Source organism: Xanthomonas fragariae, assembly GCF_017603965.1.
In the GTDB taxonomy this organism is placed as follows: domain Bacteria; phylum Pseudomonadota; class Gammaproteobacteria; order Xanthomonadales; family Xanthomonadaceae; genus Xanthomonas; species Xanthomonas fragariae_A.
Genome location: NZ_CP071955.1, coordinates 3,717,674 through 3,734,522, shown reverse-complemented (window position 1 = coordinate 3,734,522; position 16,849 = coordinate 3,717,674). Strand labels below are relative to the sequence as shown.

14 protein-coding genes and 3 pseudogenes are annotated in these 16,849 nt (G+C 63.8%); 14 read left to right on the top strand and 3 right to left on the bottom strand.

Annotation, left to right across the window (positions count from 1 at the left end; translation table 11 throughout):
- The first annotated feature begins 211 nt into the window (after positions 1-211).
- Positions 212-2,731, top strand: coding sequence for a PepSY domain-containing protein (locus tag J5I97_RS17825; RefSeq protein ID WP_208587946.1), 2,520 nt, complete (start codon positions 212-214; stop codon positions 2,729-2,731).
- A gap of 167 nt (positions 2,732-2,898) precedes the next feature.
- On the opposite strand, the pseudogene J5I97_RS17820 reads toward J5I97_RS17825, so the two are convergent.
- Positions 2,899-3,041: pseudogene (locus J5I97_RS17820) on the bottom strand (TolB-like protein); the annotation flags it as partial.
- Between the two features lie 55 nt (positions 3,042-3,096).
- Here J5I97_RS17820 and aroE point away from each other — a divergent pair.
- The 11 genes and pseudogenes from aroE to J5I97_RS20175 all read left to right on the top strand — a co-directional run.
- Complete coding sequence (gene aroE / locus J5I97_RS17815; protein ID WP_208587944.1) at positions 3,097-3,948, top strand: shikimate dehydrogenase; 852 nt, start codon at positions 3,097-3,099, stop codon at positions 3,946-3,948.
- Positions 3,938-4,312, top strand: a complete 375-nt coding sequence (locus J5I97_RS17810) for a hypothetical protein (RefSeq protein ID WP_208587942.1) — start codon at positions 3,938-3,940, stop codon at positions 4,310-4,312. Before aroE ends, J5I97_RS17810 begins: the two co-directional genes overlap by 11 nt.
- Positions 4,313-4,461: 149 nt before the next feature.
- Entirely contained in the window at positions 4,462-6,606 is a 2,145-nt protein-coding gene (gene dinG / locus J5I97_RS17805; protein ID WP_208587941.1) for an ATP-dependent DNA helicase DinG, read from the top strand.
- A 524-nt stretch (positions 6,607-7,130) separates the two neighbouring features.
- On the top strand, positions 7,131-8,636 hold the full coding sequence (gene katB, locus J5I97_RS17800; protein WP_208591806.1) for a catalase KatB: 1,506 nt from the start codon (positions 7,131-7,133) through the stop codon (positions 8,634-8,636).
- Positions 8,637-8,697: 61 nt separating this feature from the next.
- Complete coding sequence (locus J5I97_RS17795) at positions 8,698-9,261, top strand: ankyrin repeat domain-containing protein (protein ID WP_208587939.1); 564 nt, start codon at positions 8,698-8,700, stop codon at positions 9,259-9,261.
- Positions 9,262-9,583: 322 nt separating this feature from the next.
- Entirely contained in the window at positions 9,584-9,808 is a 225-nt protein-coding gene (locus tag J5I97_RS17790) for a hypothetical protein (RefSeq protein ID WP_208587937.1), read from the top strand.
- A gap of 319 nt (positions 9,809-10,127) precedes the next feature.
- The gene (gene dusA, locus J5I97_RS17785) at positions 10,128-11,120 is read left to right on the top strand and encodes a tRNA dihydrouridine(20/20a) synthase DusA (RefSeq protein WP_208587935.1); all 993 of its coding nucleotides are present in this window, start codon (positions 10,128-10,130) and stop codon (positions 11,118-11,120) included.
- Between the two features lie 341 nt (positions 11,121-11,461).
- On the top strand, positions 11,462-11,770 hold the full coding sequence (locus J5I97_RS17780; protein WP_238135576.1) for a hypothetical protein: 309 nt from the start codon (positions 11,462-11,464) through the stop codon (positions 11,768-11,770).
- A 71-nt stretch (positions 11,771-11,841) separates the two neighbouring features.
- Positions 11,842-12,525: a response regulator transcription factor gene (locus J5I97_RS17775; protein WP_002808458.1), complete on the top strand. Its 684-nt coding sequence runs from the start codon at positions 11,842-11,844 to the stop codon at positions 12,523-12,525.
- A 74-nt stretch (positions 12,526-12,599) separates the two neighbouring features.
- On the top strand, positions 12,600-13,970 hold the full coding sequence (locus J5I97_RS17770) for an ATP-binding protein (RefSeq protein WP_108780134.1): 1,371 nt from the start codon (positions 12,600-12,602) through the stop codon (positions 13,968-13,970).
- A 98-nt stretch (positions 13,971-14,068) separates the two neighbouring features.
- Positions 14,069-14,194: pseudogene (locus tag J5I97_RS20175) on the top strand (DUF1501 domain-containing protein); the annotation flags it as partial.
- On the opposite strand, the pseudogene J5I97_RS17765 reads toward J5I97_RS20175, so the two are convergent.
- Both J5I97_RS17765 and J5I97_RS17760 read right to left on the bottom strand, forming a co-directional pair.
- Positions 14,191-14,738: pseudogene (locus J5I97_RS17765) on the bottom strand (zinc-dependent peptidase); the annotation flags it as partial. The pseudogenes J5I97_RS20175 and J5I97_RS17765 overlap by 4 nt on opposite strands.
- 8 nt (positions 14,739-14,746) lie before the next feature.
- On the bottom strand, positions 14,747-15,022 hold the full coding sequence (locus tag J5I97_RS17760) for a hypothetical protein (RefSeq protein WP_208587931.1): 276 nt from the start codon (positions 15,020-15,022) through the stop codon (positions 14,747-14,749).
- 89 nt (positions 15,023-15,111) lie between these two features.
- On the opposite strand from J5I97_RS17760, the gene birA reads away from it, so the two are divergent.
- Positions 15,112-16,116, top strand: coding sequence for a bifunctional biotin--[acetyl-CoA-carboxylase] ligase/biotin operon repressor BirA (gene birA / locus J5I97_RS17755; RefSeq protein ID WP_345776684.1), 1,005 nt, complete (start codon positions 15,112-15,114; stop codon positions 16,114-16,116).
- Positions 16,113-16,841 carry a type III pantothenate kinase gene (locus J5I97_RS17750; RefSeq protein WP_208587928.1) on the top strand — a complete coding sequence of 243 codons (729 nt, stop codon included), beginning with the start codon at positions 16,113-16,115 and terminating at the stop codon, positions 16,839-16,841. Before birA ends, J5I97_RS17750 begins: the two co-directional genes overlap by 4 nt.
- The last annotated feature ends 8 nt before the right edge of the window (positions 16,842-16,849 follow it).

The following is a 16,849-nucleotide window of genomic DNA, read 5'->3' as shown; positions in this document are numbered from 1 at the left end:
CCCACTACTCGCGTCTGTGCGGTGAAGTGAAGCGATGCCGGTCCTGCCGTGATCCTTACCGCAGGCTTTGGCCGGCGTCGGTTCGCGCTTAAGGCTTCTTGATCTGCCCATCTGACTCGGCGAATGACGCCATCGCGACAACCTGGCCCACCAAGCTCCGATAACGATTCTCATCTACACTGGCAAGCCAATAGTTCCAGGCTGCTCGCCCGTGCTCAAGACGGTGCTATTCCAACTGCACTGGTTGCTCGGCATCACCGCCGGTCTGGTGCTGTCGGTGATGGGGCTGACTGGCGCGTTGATGTCTTTCGAAAACGAGATCGTGCGGTTGGCCAATCCGGCCATCGCGCAGTTGGCCGATCGGCAGGCAGCAGGCGAGCGGGCATTGCCGGTGGATGTGCTGGTTCAGCGACTCGATCTGGGGCGGCAGCAGGCGATCACGCGCATGTTGATCGATCCCACCGGCGGACGTCCGTCCACCGCACGTCTGGCCGGCAAGGGCGGCGGTCGCGTGTACTTGGATCCCTATACGGGTGAAAAGGTCGCGGCCCCGCGACTGAGCGCCGCGTTTGCTTTTATCGAAGATCTGCATCGCCATCTGACCGCCGGCAAGCGCGGTCAGGCGGTGACCGGCGCGAGCACCTTGATCCTGCTGTTTTTGTGCGCGTCTGGTCTGTATCTGCGTTGGCCGCGACGTTGGTGGCGTCTGCGTACTTGGTGGGTGGTGGAATGGCGACGGCAGGGGCGCAGTTTTCTGTGGAGCTTGCACGCGGTGCTCGGTACTTGGTGTCTGTTGGTGTATTTGCTGGTCGCGCTGACCGGGCTGACCTGGTCCTACACCTGGTACCGCGACGGCATGATGGTTTTGCTCGGTAAGGAGCCGACGATGCGCGGCGACGGGCGCGATCGTCGCCCGGCCACGGTGGATTTCGCCCGCTTGCAGCGCACCCTGGATGGTATTGCGGGCACTCGCAGCACAGCACTGGATGTGCGTCTTCCGACCCGAGCCGGGCAACCGCTGAGTGTGCGGTTTTTGCCGAACGATCCCGACCACGATCGCGCCTACGACACTCTGGAAATCGAGCCAGGCAGCGGTGCGTTGCTACGTCGTCAGCACTACGCGCTGCTGCCCCGCGGGCAGCAATTGCTGGTCAGCATGTTTTCGCTGCATTCGGGCAGTTTCTTCGGCCTGCCGGGGCGCATCGTGGTGATGCTGGCCAGTGTCGGCATGTCGGTGTTCTTCGTCACCGGCTGGATGCTGTACCTGGATCGCCGCCGCAAGAAGTGCGCATTGCGTGCCGCACGCGAGTTGTTGCAAAGCACGCCGCCGGCCTCTCAGGCCGAGCCGTGGTTGGTCGGGTTCGCCAGCCAGAGCGGATTTGCCGAACGGCTCGCCTGGCAGGCGGCCGGGCATCTGCAGGCGGCCGGCCTGCCGGTGAAGGTGCGCTCGCTGGCGCAGCTTCAGGCGCAGGACCTGCAGTGCACCCGGCATGCGCTGTTTGTGGTCAGCACCTTCGGCGATGGCGAACCGCCGGATGCAGCACGCGGGTTCGAACGCGTGGTGTTGCGTCAGCGCTTGGCATTGCCGCAGTTGGCTTATGCGGTACTGGCCTTGGGCGACCGTCAATACGCGCAGTTCTGCGGGTTTTCGCGGCGCATCGAGCAGTGGTTGAACATGCAAGGTGCGCGGCCGTTGTTTCCCGCAGTAGAGATGGACAACACCGACCCGCAGGCGCTGGCGCAATGGCATGCGCAATTGGAGCAGATCGCCGGTGCGCCGGTGACGGCAGTACCGTTGACGCGGCCGATCCTGACCGAATGGACACTGTCGTCGCGCACGCATCTCAACCCCGGCAGCGAAGGTGCACCGATCTGGCGGATCGACCTGCAGCCGCCTGCCGGCGCGCAGTGGCAGGCCGGCGATATTCTCGAAGTGCAGCCTGCGCATGCGTATGCGCACGTACGTGCGTGCCTGGTCGGCTGGGGGCTGCCGCCGGATGCATTGGTGCATGTCAATGCGCAGTTGCTGCCGCTGCAGCAGGCTGCCGCCGAGCGCGTGCTGCCGGAGCCGCTGATACGGCCGCCAACGCCGCAGCCCGATCCACAGGCGTGGCTGGATGCCTGCGCCTGGCTGCCAACGCGCGACTATTCGCTCGCCAGCGTACCGGCCGACGGCACGGCGATGGCGGTGGTGCGCCTGACGACGCGCGCCGATGGCAGCCCCGGTCTGGGCTCGGGTTGGCTGATTTGCCATGCACCCACCGGTGCACCGGTGCGCGCGCGGTTGCGCCGCAATCCCGGCTTTCATCGCGTTGCATCGGCGCCGATGCTCTTGATCGGCAACGGCACCGGCATCGCAGGCTTGCGCGGCCTGCTGCGCGATGCCGAACTGGCCGGCGTGCACGGGCACTGGCTGCTGTTCGGCGAACGTCACGCCGCGCACGACGCGTTGTTTGCCGATGAGCTGCAGGCGTGGCAGGCGAACGGCCATCTGCAGCAGCTGGATTGGGTGTTCTCGCGCGATCAGGCACACAAGCGTTATGTGCAGCACCAGCTGCGCGATGCCGGCGATGCGCCGCGGCACTGGATCGATCGCGGCGCGGTGATCTACGTGTGCGGCAGTCTGGACAGCATGGCCCGCGAGGTCGATGCCACGTTGCGCGAACTCCTGGGCGATGCACGATTGGAGTCGTTGACCGCAGCAGGCCGTTATCGGCGCGATGTGTATTGAGCCCGGTCATCGGCGACCGCGCCGCCGTTTTCGTCTGCTGTCGCGCATCTTCAAGTCCGGCATCGGCACGTCTTGTACGCTGCACTTTCAGCGTGCCGCGATGCCTGATCTCGAGCGTTTCGTCATGTTTTGTCTGTCCGGCCCGCGCTTGGTTTTCTCATCAGCAGTTCCGGGCGCAGCGTGGTGCGCGCCTCATTGGCCGGCGTGGAGATACGACCATGCCTTCGCTGCCGAACTCGGCAAGTCCCGAAGCAGACCGAACGCAGAGTAAACTTGCCGCCAGCGCGAGCAGCGTCCATCGAAGTTGCATGCGGTGTCCTGCCTCAAGTCGCGCACAATCTAGCTAGTCAACCAGAGAGCGTTTCATGCCTGTGTCCCATTATGCCGTGTTCGGTCACCCCGTCGCCCATTCGCTGTCGCCGGTCATCCACGCCGACTTCGGGAAACAGACCGGCATCGCGCTGGATTACACCGCCATCGATGCGCCGCCGGAGGAATTCAGCGCCGCGCTGCAACGCTTCGCCGATGAAGGAGGCAAGGGCGCCAACGTGACCTTGCCGCTGAAAGAAGCCGCCTGTGCGTTGTCCAACAGCGTGAGCGATCGTGCGCGTCTGGCCGGCGCGGTCAACACGCTGGTGCGCAATGACGGCCAGTGGCAGGGCGACAACACCGATGGCGTTGGCCTGGTGCGCGATCTCACCGATCGCCACGGCCTGGACCTGCGCGGGCGCCGTGTGTTGCTGCTGGGCGCCGGTGGCGCCGCGCGTGGCGTGGCACCAGCGTTGCTGGAAGCGGGCATCACCGAAATGGTGGTGGTGAACCGTTCGCCCGAGCGTGCCGATGCGTTGTGCGATGCGCTGGGCGAACCGGGGCGGGTGGTGTCGCGTTACATCGAAGATCTGCGCGATCTGGGCGACTTCGAGTTGATCGTCAATGCCACTGCCGCCGGTCGCGACCGCGATGCCGGTGCCTTCGCGCTGCCGCTGGGTCTGGTCAACAGCCTCACCGCCGCGGTCGATCTCAACTACGGGGCCACCGCCATTGCTTTCCTGGCTTGGGCACGCGCGGCGCAATGCCGTTACGCCATCGACGGCCTCGGCATGCTGGTGGAGCAGGCAGCCGTCAGCTTTTCGCTGTGGCACGGCTTGCGCCCGGATACCGACCCGGTTTATGCCGCGCTGCGCGCACGCGAGGCCGTACTGATCAGTGCCGATTGAGTTGGGCAGCGTGACGACCACCGACATCCTGCTGACTCTGGTCACCAGCCTGCTGTCGCGGGTGCCGCTGCTGATCGCGTTGCTGCTCGGGCTGGTGCTGCTGTGGCGCGCTGCGCACGGGCCGCTGCGACGCGCCGGGCTGGCCGCGCTGTGGCTGCTGCTTGGCTGCCTGTTGGCCGAAGCGGCTTTCCAGGCGATTCCGATGTTGCTGCTGCAACAGGGTAATGTGCGCCAGATCAGCATGGTGATGGGTGTCGGTCGCTTTGCGCTGACCGCCGTGCAAGGCGTGGGCGTCGGTGTGTTGGTGTGGACACTGGCGCGCAGTCTGCAACGGCTGCCGCCCGACACGGACACCTGCGCATGATCCCGATCGAGGCCTCTGGGCTGGCCTTGACCGTCAGGTGGCCGCAGGCACTATTTGGTGCGGCACTTAAAGCGGCTAACAAAACATAGCGAGCAGTCGTCCGGCATGCCGGTCGCAGGCGCCGCGCCGGTCCGTGCGAAAATAGCCGGATGAGTGAAGTCGCACCACCGGCCGCGCCGTCGGCGCCAGTCCCTCCCGCCCCTACCCAGCGCAGCCTTACCGAGCCGGTCAAGGCCGGCATCCGCGAGGCTTACGCCAAGCTGCAGGCCAACACGCCCGGCTTTGCCACGCGGCGTGCGCAGAGCCAGATGATCGGCCTGGTCGCGCGCGCGCTGGCCACCTCCGGCGGCATCGGTATCGCCGAGGCGCCCACCGGGGTGGGCAAGAGTCTGGGCTATCTCACCGCCGGCGTGCCGATCGCCCTGGCCACCAAAAAGAAGCTGGTGATCAGCACCGGCACCGTGGCGCTGCAGTCGCAGCTGGTGGAGCGCGATATTCCGGCCTTCCTGAAAGCGACCGGCCTGGAAGCGACCGTGGCACTGGCCAAGGGCCGCACCCGTTACCTGTGCACCCGCAACGCTGCCGAGCTGCAGGGCGAGACCAGCCAGGAAGGCATGTTCGACGACGAACAGGTGCTCTACGACCGCCCGCTCAGCCCGACCGACGCCGATCTGGCCAAGCGCCTAGCCAAGGCCTATGCCGAACGCAGCTGGAACGGCGATCTGGACGACGCGCCCGAACAGATTTCGGTGCCGCTGCGCCTGCGCATCACCACCCCTGCCTCTGGTTGTGCGGGGCGCCGTTGCAGCTACGCGGCGCAGTGCCCGGTGCTCAAGGCGCGCACCGAGGTACGCGAAGCGCAGATCGTGGTCACCAATCACGCACTGTTGCTTTCCTCGCTGTCGCTGGGCGATGCCGAAAACGGTCAGCCCTTGATCGCCCCGCCGGCCGACATGCTGCTGGTGCTCGACGAAGGGCACCACATCGCCGGTGTGGCGATCGACCAGGGCGCAGCGAATCTGCCGCTGGACGACATGGCCAAGCGCACCGGTCGCTTGCAGATCCTCATCGCTGCCGCGTACCGCGCGTTCGACAAAGACAAGATCGGCAACCTGCTACCCAGCGAAGCGATCGAACTGGCCTCACGCCTCTCCAAGTTGCTCAAGGCGTTCCATGCCGAAGTCGAGCGCCTATGGAAGCCCGAGCCCGGCGAGCGCGATCCGTTATGGCGTGCGGCCAACGGCAAGCTGCCGCCGCAGTGGGGCCCGGCGATCGAGGAGCTCGGCGAAGACACCCACGCGCTGTTCAACTGGGTACATGCCGCACACAGCGCGATCGCCAAGGGCAAGCAGGACGATTCCGCACGCGAACGCTTGCAGCGTAGCCTCGGCATGGCGCTGGAAATGGCCGAACAGCAACACAATCTGTGGAGCGCCTGGCGGCGCGAAGACAAGCAAGGCCAGCCGCCGATGGCGCGTTGGATCACGCTCTCGCGCGATGGCGATCTGATCTGTCATTGCTCGCCGGTATCGGCCGCGCAAGTGCTGCGCACGATGATCTGGAACGAAGTGGATTCGGTGGTGATGACCTCGGCCACCCTGACCGGTGGTGGCGACTTCCAATCCTTCGCCATCGACAACGGCTTGCCCGATCACGCCGAAATGGCCTCGTTGGCCTCGCCGTTCGATCTGCCCAATCAGGCCGAATTGATCGTGCCCGATTTCCCGGTCACGCCAGACGATCGCGAAGGCCACCCGAAGGAAGTCGCGCGTTATCTGGTGCGCGAACTGGATTGGACTTCCAAAGGCAGCATTGTGCTGTTCACCTCGCGCTGGAAGATGGAAAAGGTTGCCGACCTGATGCCGCTGGCGCAGCGCAACCGCGTGCTGGTGCAGGGCGAGGGCAACAAGTCGCAACTGATCGCCGAACATATGCGTCGCATTGCGGCCGGCGAGGGCTCGGTGCTGTTCGGCCTGAACTCCTTCGGCGAAGGTCTGGATTTGCCCGGCGATGCCTGTACCACCGTGGTCATCACCCAGGTGCCGTTCGCGGTGCCCACCGATCCGCAGACCTCCACCTTGAGCGAATGGCTGGAAAGTCGCGGCCATAACGCCTTCAACCTGATCGCCATCCCGCACGCGCTACGCACGCTGACGCAGTTCGCCGGCCGCTTGATCCGTAGTTCCAACGACCACGGCCGGGTGATCATTCTCGACTCGCGCCTGCTCACCCGTCGCTACGGCAAACGCATCATCGACGCGTTGCCGCCCTTCAAGCGGGTGATCGGGCGTTGATTGCCACATGACTGCATCGGCGCATGTGTTGCGCCGATGCAGTCATGCGACAAGCTGCAAGCGATCATCGGATCGTGCAGCACCACGCCGCGCAGATCGACGCGCAGCATCGGTCACTCAGCGTGTGCAGAGCGCAATATCGCCGATGCCATCGATCACTGCAGCTGCATGCAGAAGACGATGCGCGTCCTGGCAGGTACCTCATTTATTTCACCAAGCTCACCGGATATCAAGAAGATCTTCGAAGCTACATCACGCCACTTCCAACCTTGCAGCGCAGCATTGGCTCAGAGCTGTCAGCACGTTCGTCATGCAAAGCGGACGCCGGTAACGCGTGCATTCGATCGATATGGCAACGGTCTGCAACCCATTGCTTGTGGACTTGGCGATACATGTCACGTTATGTCGTCGTCATCATGTTGGCCTATCGCAGCGATCACAATTAACGATTTCTCACACTTCGGCCAGCTAGCCATGATTTGAGCCTCCTCAAACGAGCTGACGCCATGCGCCCTGGATCCCTCATGGTGCTAGCCCTGCTAGCCCCGACGTTGATCGCCCCGCCGGTCTTCGCCCAATCGGTTCTGACCCGCGACAATGGTGCCAAGGTCGGGGATAACCAGAATTCGCAGACTGCCGGCCCAACCGGCCCGGTCCTGCTGCAGGACGTGCAGCTGATCCAAAAACTGCAGCGCTTTGATCGCGAGCGTATTCCCGAGCGCGTGGTGCATGCGCGCGGGACCGGCGTCAAGGGCGAATTCACCGCTACTGCCGATCTGTCCAGCCTGACCAAGGCCAAGGTGTTCAGCGCCGGCGAAAAGACCCCGGTGTTCGTGCGCTTTTCCTCGGTGGTGCACGGCAATCACTCGCCGGAAACGCTGCGCGACCCGCACGGTTTCGCCACCAAGTTCTATACCAGCGAAGGCAACTGGGATCTGGTCGGCAACAACTTCCCGACCTTCTTCATCCGCGATGCGATCAAGTTCCCCGACATGGTCCACGCGTTCAAGCCGGACCCGCGCACCAACCTGGACGACGATGCGCGTCGCTTCGATTTCTTCTCGCATGTGCCCGAGTCCACCCGCACGCTGACCCTGCTTTATTCCAACGAAGGCACACCCGCCGGCTATCGCTTCATGGATGGCAATGGCGTGCACGCCTACAAGCTGGTCAACGCGCAGGGCGAAGTGCATTACGTCAAGTTCCACTGGAAGACGCTGCAGGGCAGCAAGAACCTAGATCCCAAGCAGGTTGCCGCGGTCCAGTCCAAGGACTACAGCCACCTGACCAACGATCTGGTCGGCGCGATCAAGAAGGGCGATTACCCTAAGTGGGATTTGTACTTGCAGGTGCTCAAACCGGAAGACCTGGCCAAGTTCGATTTCGATCCGCTCGATGCCACCAAGATCTGGCCGGACGTGCCGGAGCAAAAGGTCGGCCAGATGGTGTTGAACAAGAACGTCGACAACTTCTTCCAGGAGACCGAGCAGGTGGCGATGGCGCCGGCCAACCTGGTGCCGGGCATCGAGCCGTCGGAAGATCGGCTGCTCCAAGGCCGTATTTTTTCCTATGCCGATACCCAGCTGTATCGCATCGGCACCAATGGCCTGAGCCTGCCGGTCAACCGCCCGCGTGTGGCCATCAATAACGGCAGCCAGGATGGCGAGGCCAACACCGGGCACACCACCAGCGGCGTGAACTACGAGCCGAGCCGCCTTGAGCCGCGTCCGCAAGACACCGCTGCGCGTTACAGTGCGCTGCCGTTGTCGGGCACGACCCAGCAGGCCAAGATTACCCGCGAGCAGAACTTCAAGCAGGCCGGTGAGCTGTATCGGTCCTACAGCAAGAAAGATCGTGCCGATCTGGTGCAGAGTTTTGGCGAGTCGCTGGCCCCTACCGATACCGAGAGCAAGCATATCCTGCTGTCGTTCCTGTACAAGGCCGACCCCGAGTACGGCACCGGCGTGACCCGCGTCGCCAAGGGCGATCTGGCCCGCGTCAAGCAGCTGGCCTCTACCCTGCAGGACTGATTCATCCAACGGCATCGCGGCCTGTGCCGCGGTGCCGTTCTCGTTTTTCCGGGAGAGCCACATGCGCACCCTGCTAGTTCTGATGTTTTGCACCCTGTCTGCGGTTGCCAACGCTGCGTCACCGACCAGTGCCACCAATGCAGCAGCCAACCCCGCGCAGATCATGTTGAAATTGCGCGATTATTTTTTCGACGCGGCACGCGAAGGCCGGCAGGACATGCTGGCCGAGTTCATCCGCTCGCATTACGACCTCAACACCCGCGATGAGAAGGGCTATACCGCCCTGATCCTGGCCGCGTATCACGGCCAGCGCCCGGCGGTGGAACAGCTGCTCAATGCCGGCGCCGACCCCTGCGCGCAGGACAAGCGTGGCAATACCGCGCTGATGGGCGCGATCTTCAAGGGCGAGCTGGGCATCGCCAAACGGCTGATGCAGGCCGACTGCGCACCGGACCAGCGCAACAATGCCGGCCAGACCGCAGCGATGTATGCGGCGCTGTTTCAACGCACCGATGTCCTCAAGGAGTTGGCCGCCAAGGGCGCAGACCTCAGCCTCAAGGACGGTCAGGGCAACGATGTGACCAAGCTGCAACGCGGCGAGTTCGCCACCGCGCCGGTGCGCTGAGCAAGTCCGTGAGGCCAGGGCACCGCACGTATCGGTGGTCGCCCGCCAACCGTCGAATGGGCCTGTCGGTGACCCAAAAGGCGCATTTTTCACCCCGCCGGTATTCCGCCACAGGTGCGTTGGAACGCTGGCGCCAGTGCTAATTTTTATGCCACTACGTCAGGAGTTTTCTGACGCGCAAACCTTTGTGCGCCAAGGGTTTGACATAAAACTGAGCGCGCGCTGACTTATGTAAAATTCGTTGAAAAAAAGCGCAGAAAACAGTTCAAGAAAGCACGGGGAACGCCGATGCTGAGGCTATCGCACCCTGGAACCCCCCACCATGAAGCTCGATCCTTCCATTCCATTCCTGATGTCTCTGCTGGCAATAGTGCTGTGCACCGCCGCTGCCGTCGCGGCGCTAATGTTTGGCCAGATGCACGTGCTGGCCACATCGTGGAGCTTTTACACGGTCATGGGCACCGCCCTGATCACGCTGGCCGCCTCGTTCCACGCCCTCGGCAAGCCGCTGAGCGTCGAAGAGCGTGTGGGTTTGCGTAACGCGTAACTGCAGGTGTCATCCAGGCGGAGCGCCTGCGCCTTCCAGGCGCTGGATGAAAGAAGCTCCGCGCGCAACAACGGCAGCCGTGATGCGGGTTGCTAAAACGCGCCTCCAGGCCACCAGGGGAATTCACGAGCGCGCGTCACGCTCGCATCTGGCCAGTCGGTATACGTCGATCACGTAGCGTAGCGAACAGGTGATCATGCAGCGGGGCGGGTAGGTAACAGACCCCGTGCCGGTCACACTGCCGCAGCGTCATCGGCGTGCGTGTAAGCTGTTGATCCTGCTTCGCATTCGATAGCCGCTTGCTGCGGCCGCTCTACCGATGACTGCTTACGCCGCCTCGCTGCGCCTGTCTGTCGCCCCGATGATGGACTGGACCGACCGGCATTGCCGGGTATTCCACCGCCTGTTGGCGCCGTCTGCGCGCCTTTATACCGAAATGGTGCACGCCAATGCGGTGATACACGGCGATCGCTCGCGGCTGATCGGCTTCGATCCGGTCGAGCATCCAGTCGCCCTGCAACTAGGTGGCAGCGAGCCTGCCCTGCTCGCGCAAGCCGCCGCGATTGCGCAGGAATGGGGCTACGACGAGATCAATCTCAATTGCGGCTGCCCGTCCGATCGCGTGCAGGCCGGGCGCTTCGGCGCCTGCCTGATGCGCGAGCCAGCGTTGGTGGCCGACTGTATTGCCGCCATGTGCGCAGCCACCACGCTGCCGATCACGGTCAAATGCCGCCTTGGCGTGGACGGCGATGACGACTACGCAGCGTTTGCCAACTTTGCCGACCAAGTGGTCGTGGCCGGCGCGGCATTGGTGGTGGTGCACGCCCGTAACGCCTGGTTGAAGGGCTTGTCGCCGAAGGAAAACCGCGAAGTTCCACCGCTGCGCTACGACTGGGCTTACCGCCTCAAGCTGGAGCGGCCAAGCCTGCCGGTGGTACTCAATGGTGGCATTGCCGACGTTGCTACCGCGCTGGCGCATCTGCGGCACACCGACGGCGTCATGCTAGGTCGCGCTGCCTACCATGATCCCTACATGCTGCACTGTCTGGATGCAGCGTTGAACCAGCGCCCGGAACAATCGCGCGCATCATTGCTGCGCGCACTGCAGCCGTACGTACAATCCCAGCTGGAACAAGGCCTGGCGTTGAAGCACATCACCCGGCATGTGCTGGGGCTGTTCCATGGGCAGCCGGGTGGACGGGCGTTTCGGCAAATACTGAGCGAGGGCGCACACCGCCCGGACGCTGGCTGGGAACTGGTCGAGCAGGCCTTGCAGCGCACCGATTCCCATGCCTGGCGTGTCGTTGTCTGAGCGTCGGCCCGCAGCTCGCATGGACCTGAACAGCTAACCGGATGGCTGCGTCTGCACTAGCCATTGGCGAGCAGGCACGTCCGGAACAGTTGAGTGTGCACGGGGCCTGCGGCCTCAATTGATATTTATTTCACTGAATGGCGTTAACACGAAGCCAAAAAGTTCAGATCGGATTCACCCCGAAAAATCAAGAATTTGGCGTAATCTTGGGCCCTACCGCAGCAAAACGCGTGGGCGGCTTCACGAATTTTGAATGTTGCTGAACAACCCGCTAGGATTCGTTTGTGACTCAACCGCCCTGCCGCGCTCGCCATGTTGCTCTGGTTGCCCTCTGGGTTGCCATGGCCGCGCCGCTGGCGTGGAGCCAGGGATATCCGATGCCGCAGAGTGGCGGCAGCGAGTCGTTGCCGCCATCTGCGCGTGCAAACGGCCGCACCACACTGTCGGATACCATCCGGCACGTGCAGCGGTCTACCGGTGGACAGATTCTTGGAGCCGAGCGGGTGCCGTTCGACGGTGGCAATCTAAACCGTGTCAAGTACATGAAAGACGGACGCGTGCACACCGTGTACGAGTCGGAGCAGATGCAGGCCCCGCCGCCGCGTAGTTCGGCGCCACCGGACGCGCCACCACGCGACGATAACCAGTGAACGTAGATAGTTCTGCGTTCAGTCTCATAAATCCCCAGGCCATCGGCCGACAACGTAACTAGGGAGCGTGCATGCGTATTCTTTTGGTCGAAGACGAAGCTCCGCTGCGCGAGACCCTCGCCGCGCGTCTGAAGCGTGAAGGCTTTGCGGTCGACGCTGCACAGGACGGCGAAGAGGGTCTGTACATGGGCCGCGAAGTGCCGTTCGACGTCGGTATCATCGACCTTGGCCTGCCCAAGATGTCGGGCATGGAGCTGATCAAGGCGCTGCGCGACGAGGGCAAGAAATTTCCGGTACTGATTTTGACGGCGCGTTCGAGCTGGCAGGACAAGGTTGAAGGCCTCAAGCAGGGTGCCGACGATTACCTAGTCAAGCCGTTCCACGTCGAAGAGCTGCTGGCGCGCGTTAACGCGCTGTTGCGGCGTGCGGCCGGCTGGAGCAAGCCGACGTTGGAGTGTGGCCCGGTGGCACTGGATCTGGCAGCGCAGACGGTCAGCGTCAATGGTGCCAACGTCGATCTGACCAGCTACGAGTACAAGGTGCTCGAATATCTGATGATGCATGCTGGCGAGTTAGTCTCCAAGGCTGACCTGACCGAGCACATCTATCAGCAGGATTTCGATCGCGATTCGAACGTGCTGGAAGTGTTCATCGGTCGCCTGCGCAAGAAGCTCGACCCCGATGGTGAGCTCAAGCCGATCGAGACCGTGCGCGGTCGCGGCTACCGTTTCGCCATCCCGCGCACCGAAGGCTGAGTCTGCGCGTCTGCAAACAGGAAGATAGGGTGGCGGTGCGCTCCAAGTGGTATAAACGCTGGCGTCCGCGCTCCCTGCAGGCCCGCCAGCTACTTGCCGCGAGCCTCAGTCTTGTGGCCTTCCTGGCGCTGGCAGGTTACGCGCTGGATGTGGCGTTTGCGGACACCGCAGAAAAAAACCTGCGCGAGCGGCTGAAGAACTACGCCTCGGCGTACGCCGCCAATATCGATTTCGTGCGCGACGGCTCGCTGTATATCGGTGGACAGCCGCCCGATCCGCGTTTCGACGTCCCCGGTGGCGGGCTGTATGTCGAGGTGGTGCGCCCGGATGAAAGCTGGACCTCGATGTCGGCTGAAGGCCCCAACATTCCGCACGGGCGTATGCTTGAGCCGCGCCAGGAAGAGTTCATCGGTCCGCTGGAAATGACCCAGATCGACGGCAGCCTGGGCCAGCTATATCGCTACGGCCTGGGCGTGAGCTATGTCGAACGCGAACACGGTGGCGAGATCCCGTACACCATCTATGTAATGGAAGACGCGCGTTCGATGGGCGCGCAGCTGCGCGTGTTCCGTGGCGCGGTGTGGTTTTATCTCGGCAGCGCCGGAGTGGTGCTGCTGGTGCTGCAGGCCTTCATTCTGCAGTGGAGCCTGCGTCCGTTGCGGCGGGTCATCAACGAGTTGACCAAGGTGCAACGCGGTGAAATCCAGCGTATGAGCGAGCAGCATCCGCGCGAACTGGAACCACTGACCGAGAGCATCAACGCCTTCATCGAAAGTGAGCGCGATAACCTGGATCGCCAGCGCAACACTCTGGCCGATCTGGCGCATAGCCTCAAGACGCCGATCGCGGTGCTGCGTACGCAACTGGATAGCGGTTCGTCCGAGCGCGATCTGCACGACGAAATGGACGTGCAACTGCGCCGCATGAACGATCTGGTGTCCTATCAACTCGCACGTGCCGCTTCGAGTGGTCACAAGCTGTTCGCCGCGCCGTTGCCGATCGAACCGACCGCAGAAGAAATCGTGCGTGGGTTGGAAAAGGTGTATTCGGTCAAAGGAGTGCTGTGCGAATTCGATATCTCGCCCGATGCGCGTTTCCACGGTGAGCCGGGCGATCTGCAGGAGCTGCTCGGCAACCTGCTGGAAAACGGCTTCAAATGGGCGCGCAGCCGCGTACTGTTGACTGCCCAGCCGGGCCCGACCACCGGCAACCGTCGCGCTGGCCTGATCCTGTCGGTGGAAGACGATGGCCCCGGCATCGCGCCGGAAGATGTGGCAAAGATTCTGCAGCGCGGCGTGCGCGGCGATGAGCGCGTGCAAGGCCACGGCATCGGCATGTCGATTGTGCAGGACCTGATCAAGGCCTACCGCGGCGAACTGCAGGTGGTGCGCTCGCAGGAACTGGGCGGAGCCCGCTTCAACGTCACCCTGCCGCCGGGACTGTGACCGTTGTGCCTGGCCCGATGAACCAGTGGCCACTGTCGCCTCGGTTCCGACAACCGTTTATCGCCTCACGTGTTGGCTTGACTGACGTTGCAGTCTAACAAGCGCAGCAGCTGCAGAATCGCGATTACCCGGTGCTCACCAATTACCGCAGCTTGTTCGGTGGGTTGCTGAGTCGATTATGGGCATTGTCGCCAGTGCAATTGGAGCCGGTATTTCCGGGTGCCAACTTGAAGTCAGGTGCCCATGCGCATTGCGCATCACGGGGTAACGGTGGTGTGCCATCGGGCGCACCATCCAATGCATCGAGCTTGTGCGCCATCTCGTGCACGATCACGTTGAAGCTTGCATGCGGGTCGGCCAGATCGGCCTGCATATCGGCCTAGCTGACAATCAGCGGATCTTGCTCCCAGGCATCGCCGATCAACGTGTCGTCCTATGCATGCATGACGCCGGTCGCGTCCATATGGGTGCGCTGTACGCGGAAGGCATCCGGATACACGATCGGCTGCGACCAACCGCGCCAGCCGGGCGCACCGATTTTCAGCAGCGGCAAGCAGCAGGTGGCGGCCAACAGCACGCGATCGTGCGGAGGCAGCGGCAGTCCATCGATCGGCGAAATGGTTTTTCCTGCAGGAACCGCGCAGCCAATGCGCGCAGACGTTGCTGGCGGAGCGCATCAAGTGCAGCGACCCAGGCGCAACCGGTGCACACCGGTTGCCACAACGCGTCAGGAATCTGGAGCGGCTGCCGGCGCAGCCAGCGCCTCAACCACTGGATCAGCGGAACATGCCCGGCAGAAAGCTATGCCAGTGCGGCATCATGCGCATACGCGGAAACGACGACTCGCTGTCGCTGCCACCTCCGCCAGCGGACGGCGCGGGCTTGTGCGCGCTGTTGCGCGCTGTTGCCGCCGCCTCGGGGGCCGGCGTTCTGTCGCGTGCCGCAGAGTTGGTGCTGACGCAACTCTCATGATCGCCATCTGCCAGCTTGCCCGATGCCAGTGCGGCAAACGGAGCCAACAACAAGAGCAGGCAAACCGTGATTCGGCGCATCGTCCATATCCAGGCAAGCGGCGTGAGCTGCCGATCATAACGTGCTTTTCACCCCCTCATGCAAGCCCGCGCTGGGCGCCCGGGGAGGCTTGGCGCATACTTTCACGGATCGATTTGGGGACCTTGCCGTGGATGACCGCGCATTGCTGGCCAAACTTGCGAGCGGCCGGTTATCCGGCGGTGCGCTGGCGCGCGATGCCGGATTGACCCGCGCCGCAGTGTGGAAGCGTATTCAGAATTTGCGCGCTGCCGGTGTCGACATCCAAGGGCGGGCAGGGGGCGGTTACCGATTGGCCGCGCCGCTTGACCTGCTGGATACTGCACGGATTCGCGCCGGCATGGCCACCGACGCTGCGGCTGGTCTGGCTGCACTGGACGTGGCCTGGACGCTGGAATCCACCAACTCCACCTTGTTGAATTGCCCGGCGCCCGAGCAAGGCGTGGCGGTGCTGTTGGCCGAGCGCCAGACCGGAGGGCGCGGTCGACGTGGCCGCCAATGGACTTCGCCGCTGGGCGCACACATCTATCTGTCGGCATCGCGACGTTTCAGCGGCGGGCTGGGCCAGTTGGCCGGGCTCAGCCTGGCGATTGGGGTGGCGGTGGCCGAAGCTTTGCGTGGCTGCGGGTTCGCCGATGTGGGGCTGAAATGGCCCAACGACCTGCTGGCGCGCGAGCGCAAGCTGGGCGGGCTGTTGATCGAAGGCGGCGGCGAGATGGCCGGCAATGCCCGCGCGGTGATCGGGCTGGGCTTGAACGTGCACATGCCGGTTGCGGTGGCCGCCACTATCGATCAGCCGTGGGTGGATCTGGATACGTTGGCCGGCAGCGCGGTGTCGCGCGATGTCGTCGTAGCTGCTGTGTTGTCCGCGTTATTGCCGGCGTTGGACTTGTTCCAAGCGCAGGGGCTGGCGCCATTCCTGAGCCGCTACACGGCACTGGACGTGTTGAGTGGCCGTGCAGTGCAGGTCGAAGAGGCCGGCATCCGGTATCACGGGATTGCGCTCGGCTTGGCTGCCGACGGCGCGTTGCGTGTGCAACTGGGCGAAACGGTGCGCTTGTTCCACTCCGGAGAAGTGAGCGTGAGACCTGCATGAGCGAGTGGTTGTTCGACCTGGGCAATTCGCGGTTCAAGTACGCGCCGTTGCACGGCAACCGTGCCGGCGATGTGCAGGCGTGGGCGCACGGCGCCGAAGTCATGGATGCGTCCGCGTTGTCGGCGCTTCCGTCCGGGCGCATCGCGCATGTGGCCAGCGTGGCGGCCCCCGCATTGACCGAGCGCATGATCGGCTGCCTGCATCAGCGCTTCGAGCAAGTGCGCATCGTGCGTACCGCGGTCGAATGCGCCGGTATCCGGATTGCGTATGCAGACCCGAGCGGTTTTGGTGTGGATCGCTTTCTGGCGCTGCTCGGCGCGCGCGGTGACGCACCAGTGCTGGTGGCCGGGGTGGGCACCGCGCTGACCATCGATGTGCTCGGCGCCGACGGCCAACATCACGGCGGCCGTATCGCCGCCTCGCCGACCACGATGCGCGAGGCGCTGCATGCGCGTGCGATGCAATTGCCGGCCAGCGGCGGTGATTATGTCGAACTGGCCAACGACACCGTCGATGCGTTGACCTCCGGCTGCGACGGCGCGGCAGTCGCGCTGATCGAGCGCAGCCTGCAGCACGCGCAGCGCAGTCTGGGCATGCCGGTGCGCTTGCTGGTGCATGGCGGCGGCGCGCCACCGTTGCTGCCATTGTTGCCCGATGCCATGTTCCGCGCCGCACTGGTGTTGGATGGACTGGCGACCTGGGCGAGGTCTTCGTCCTCCTCGTAGAATCGGCG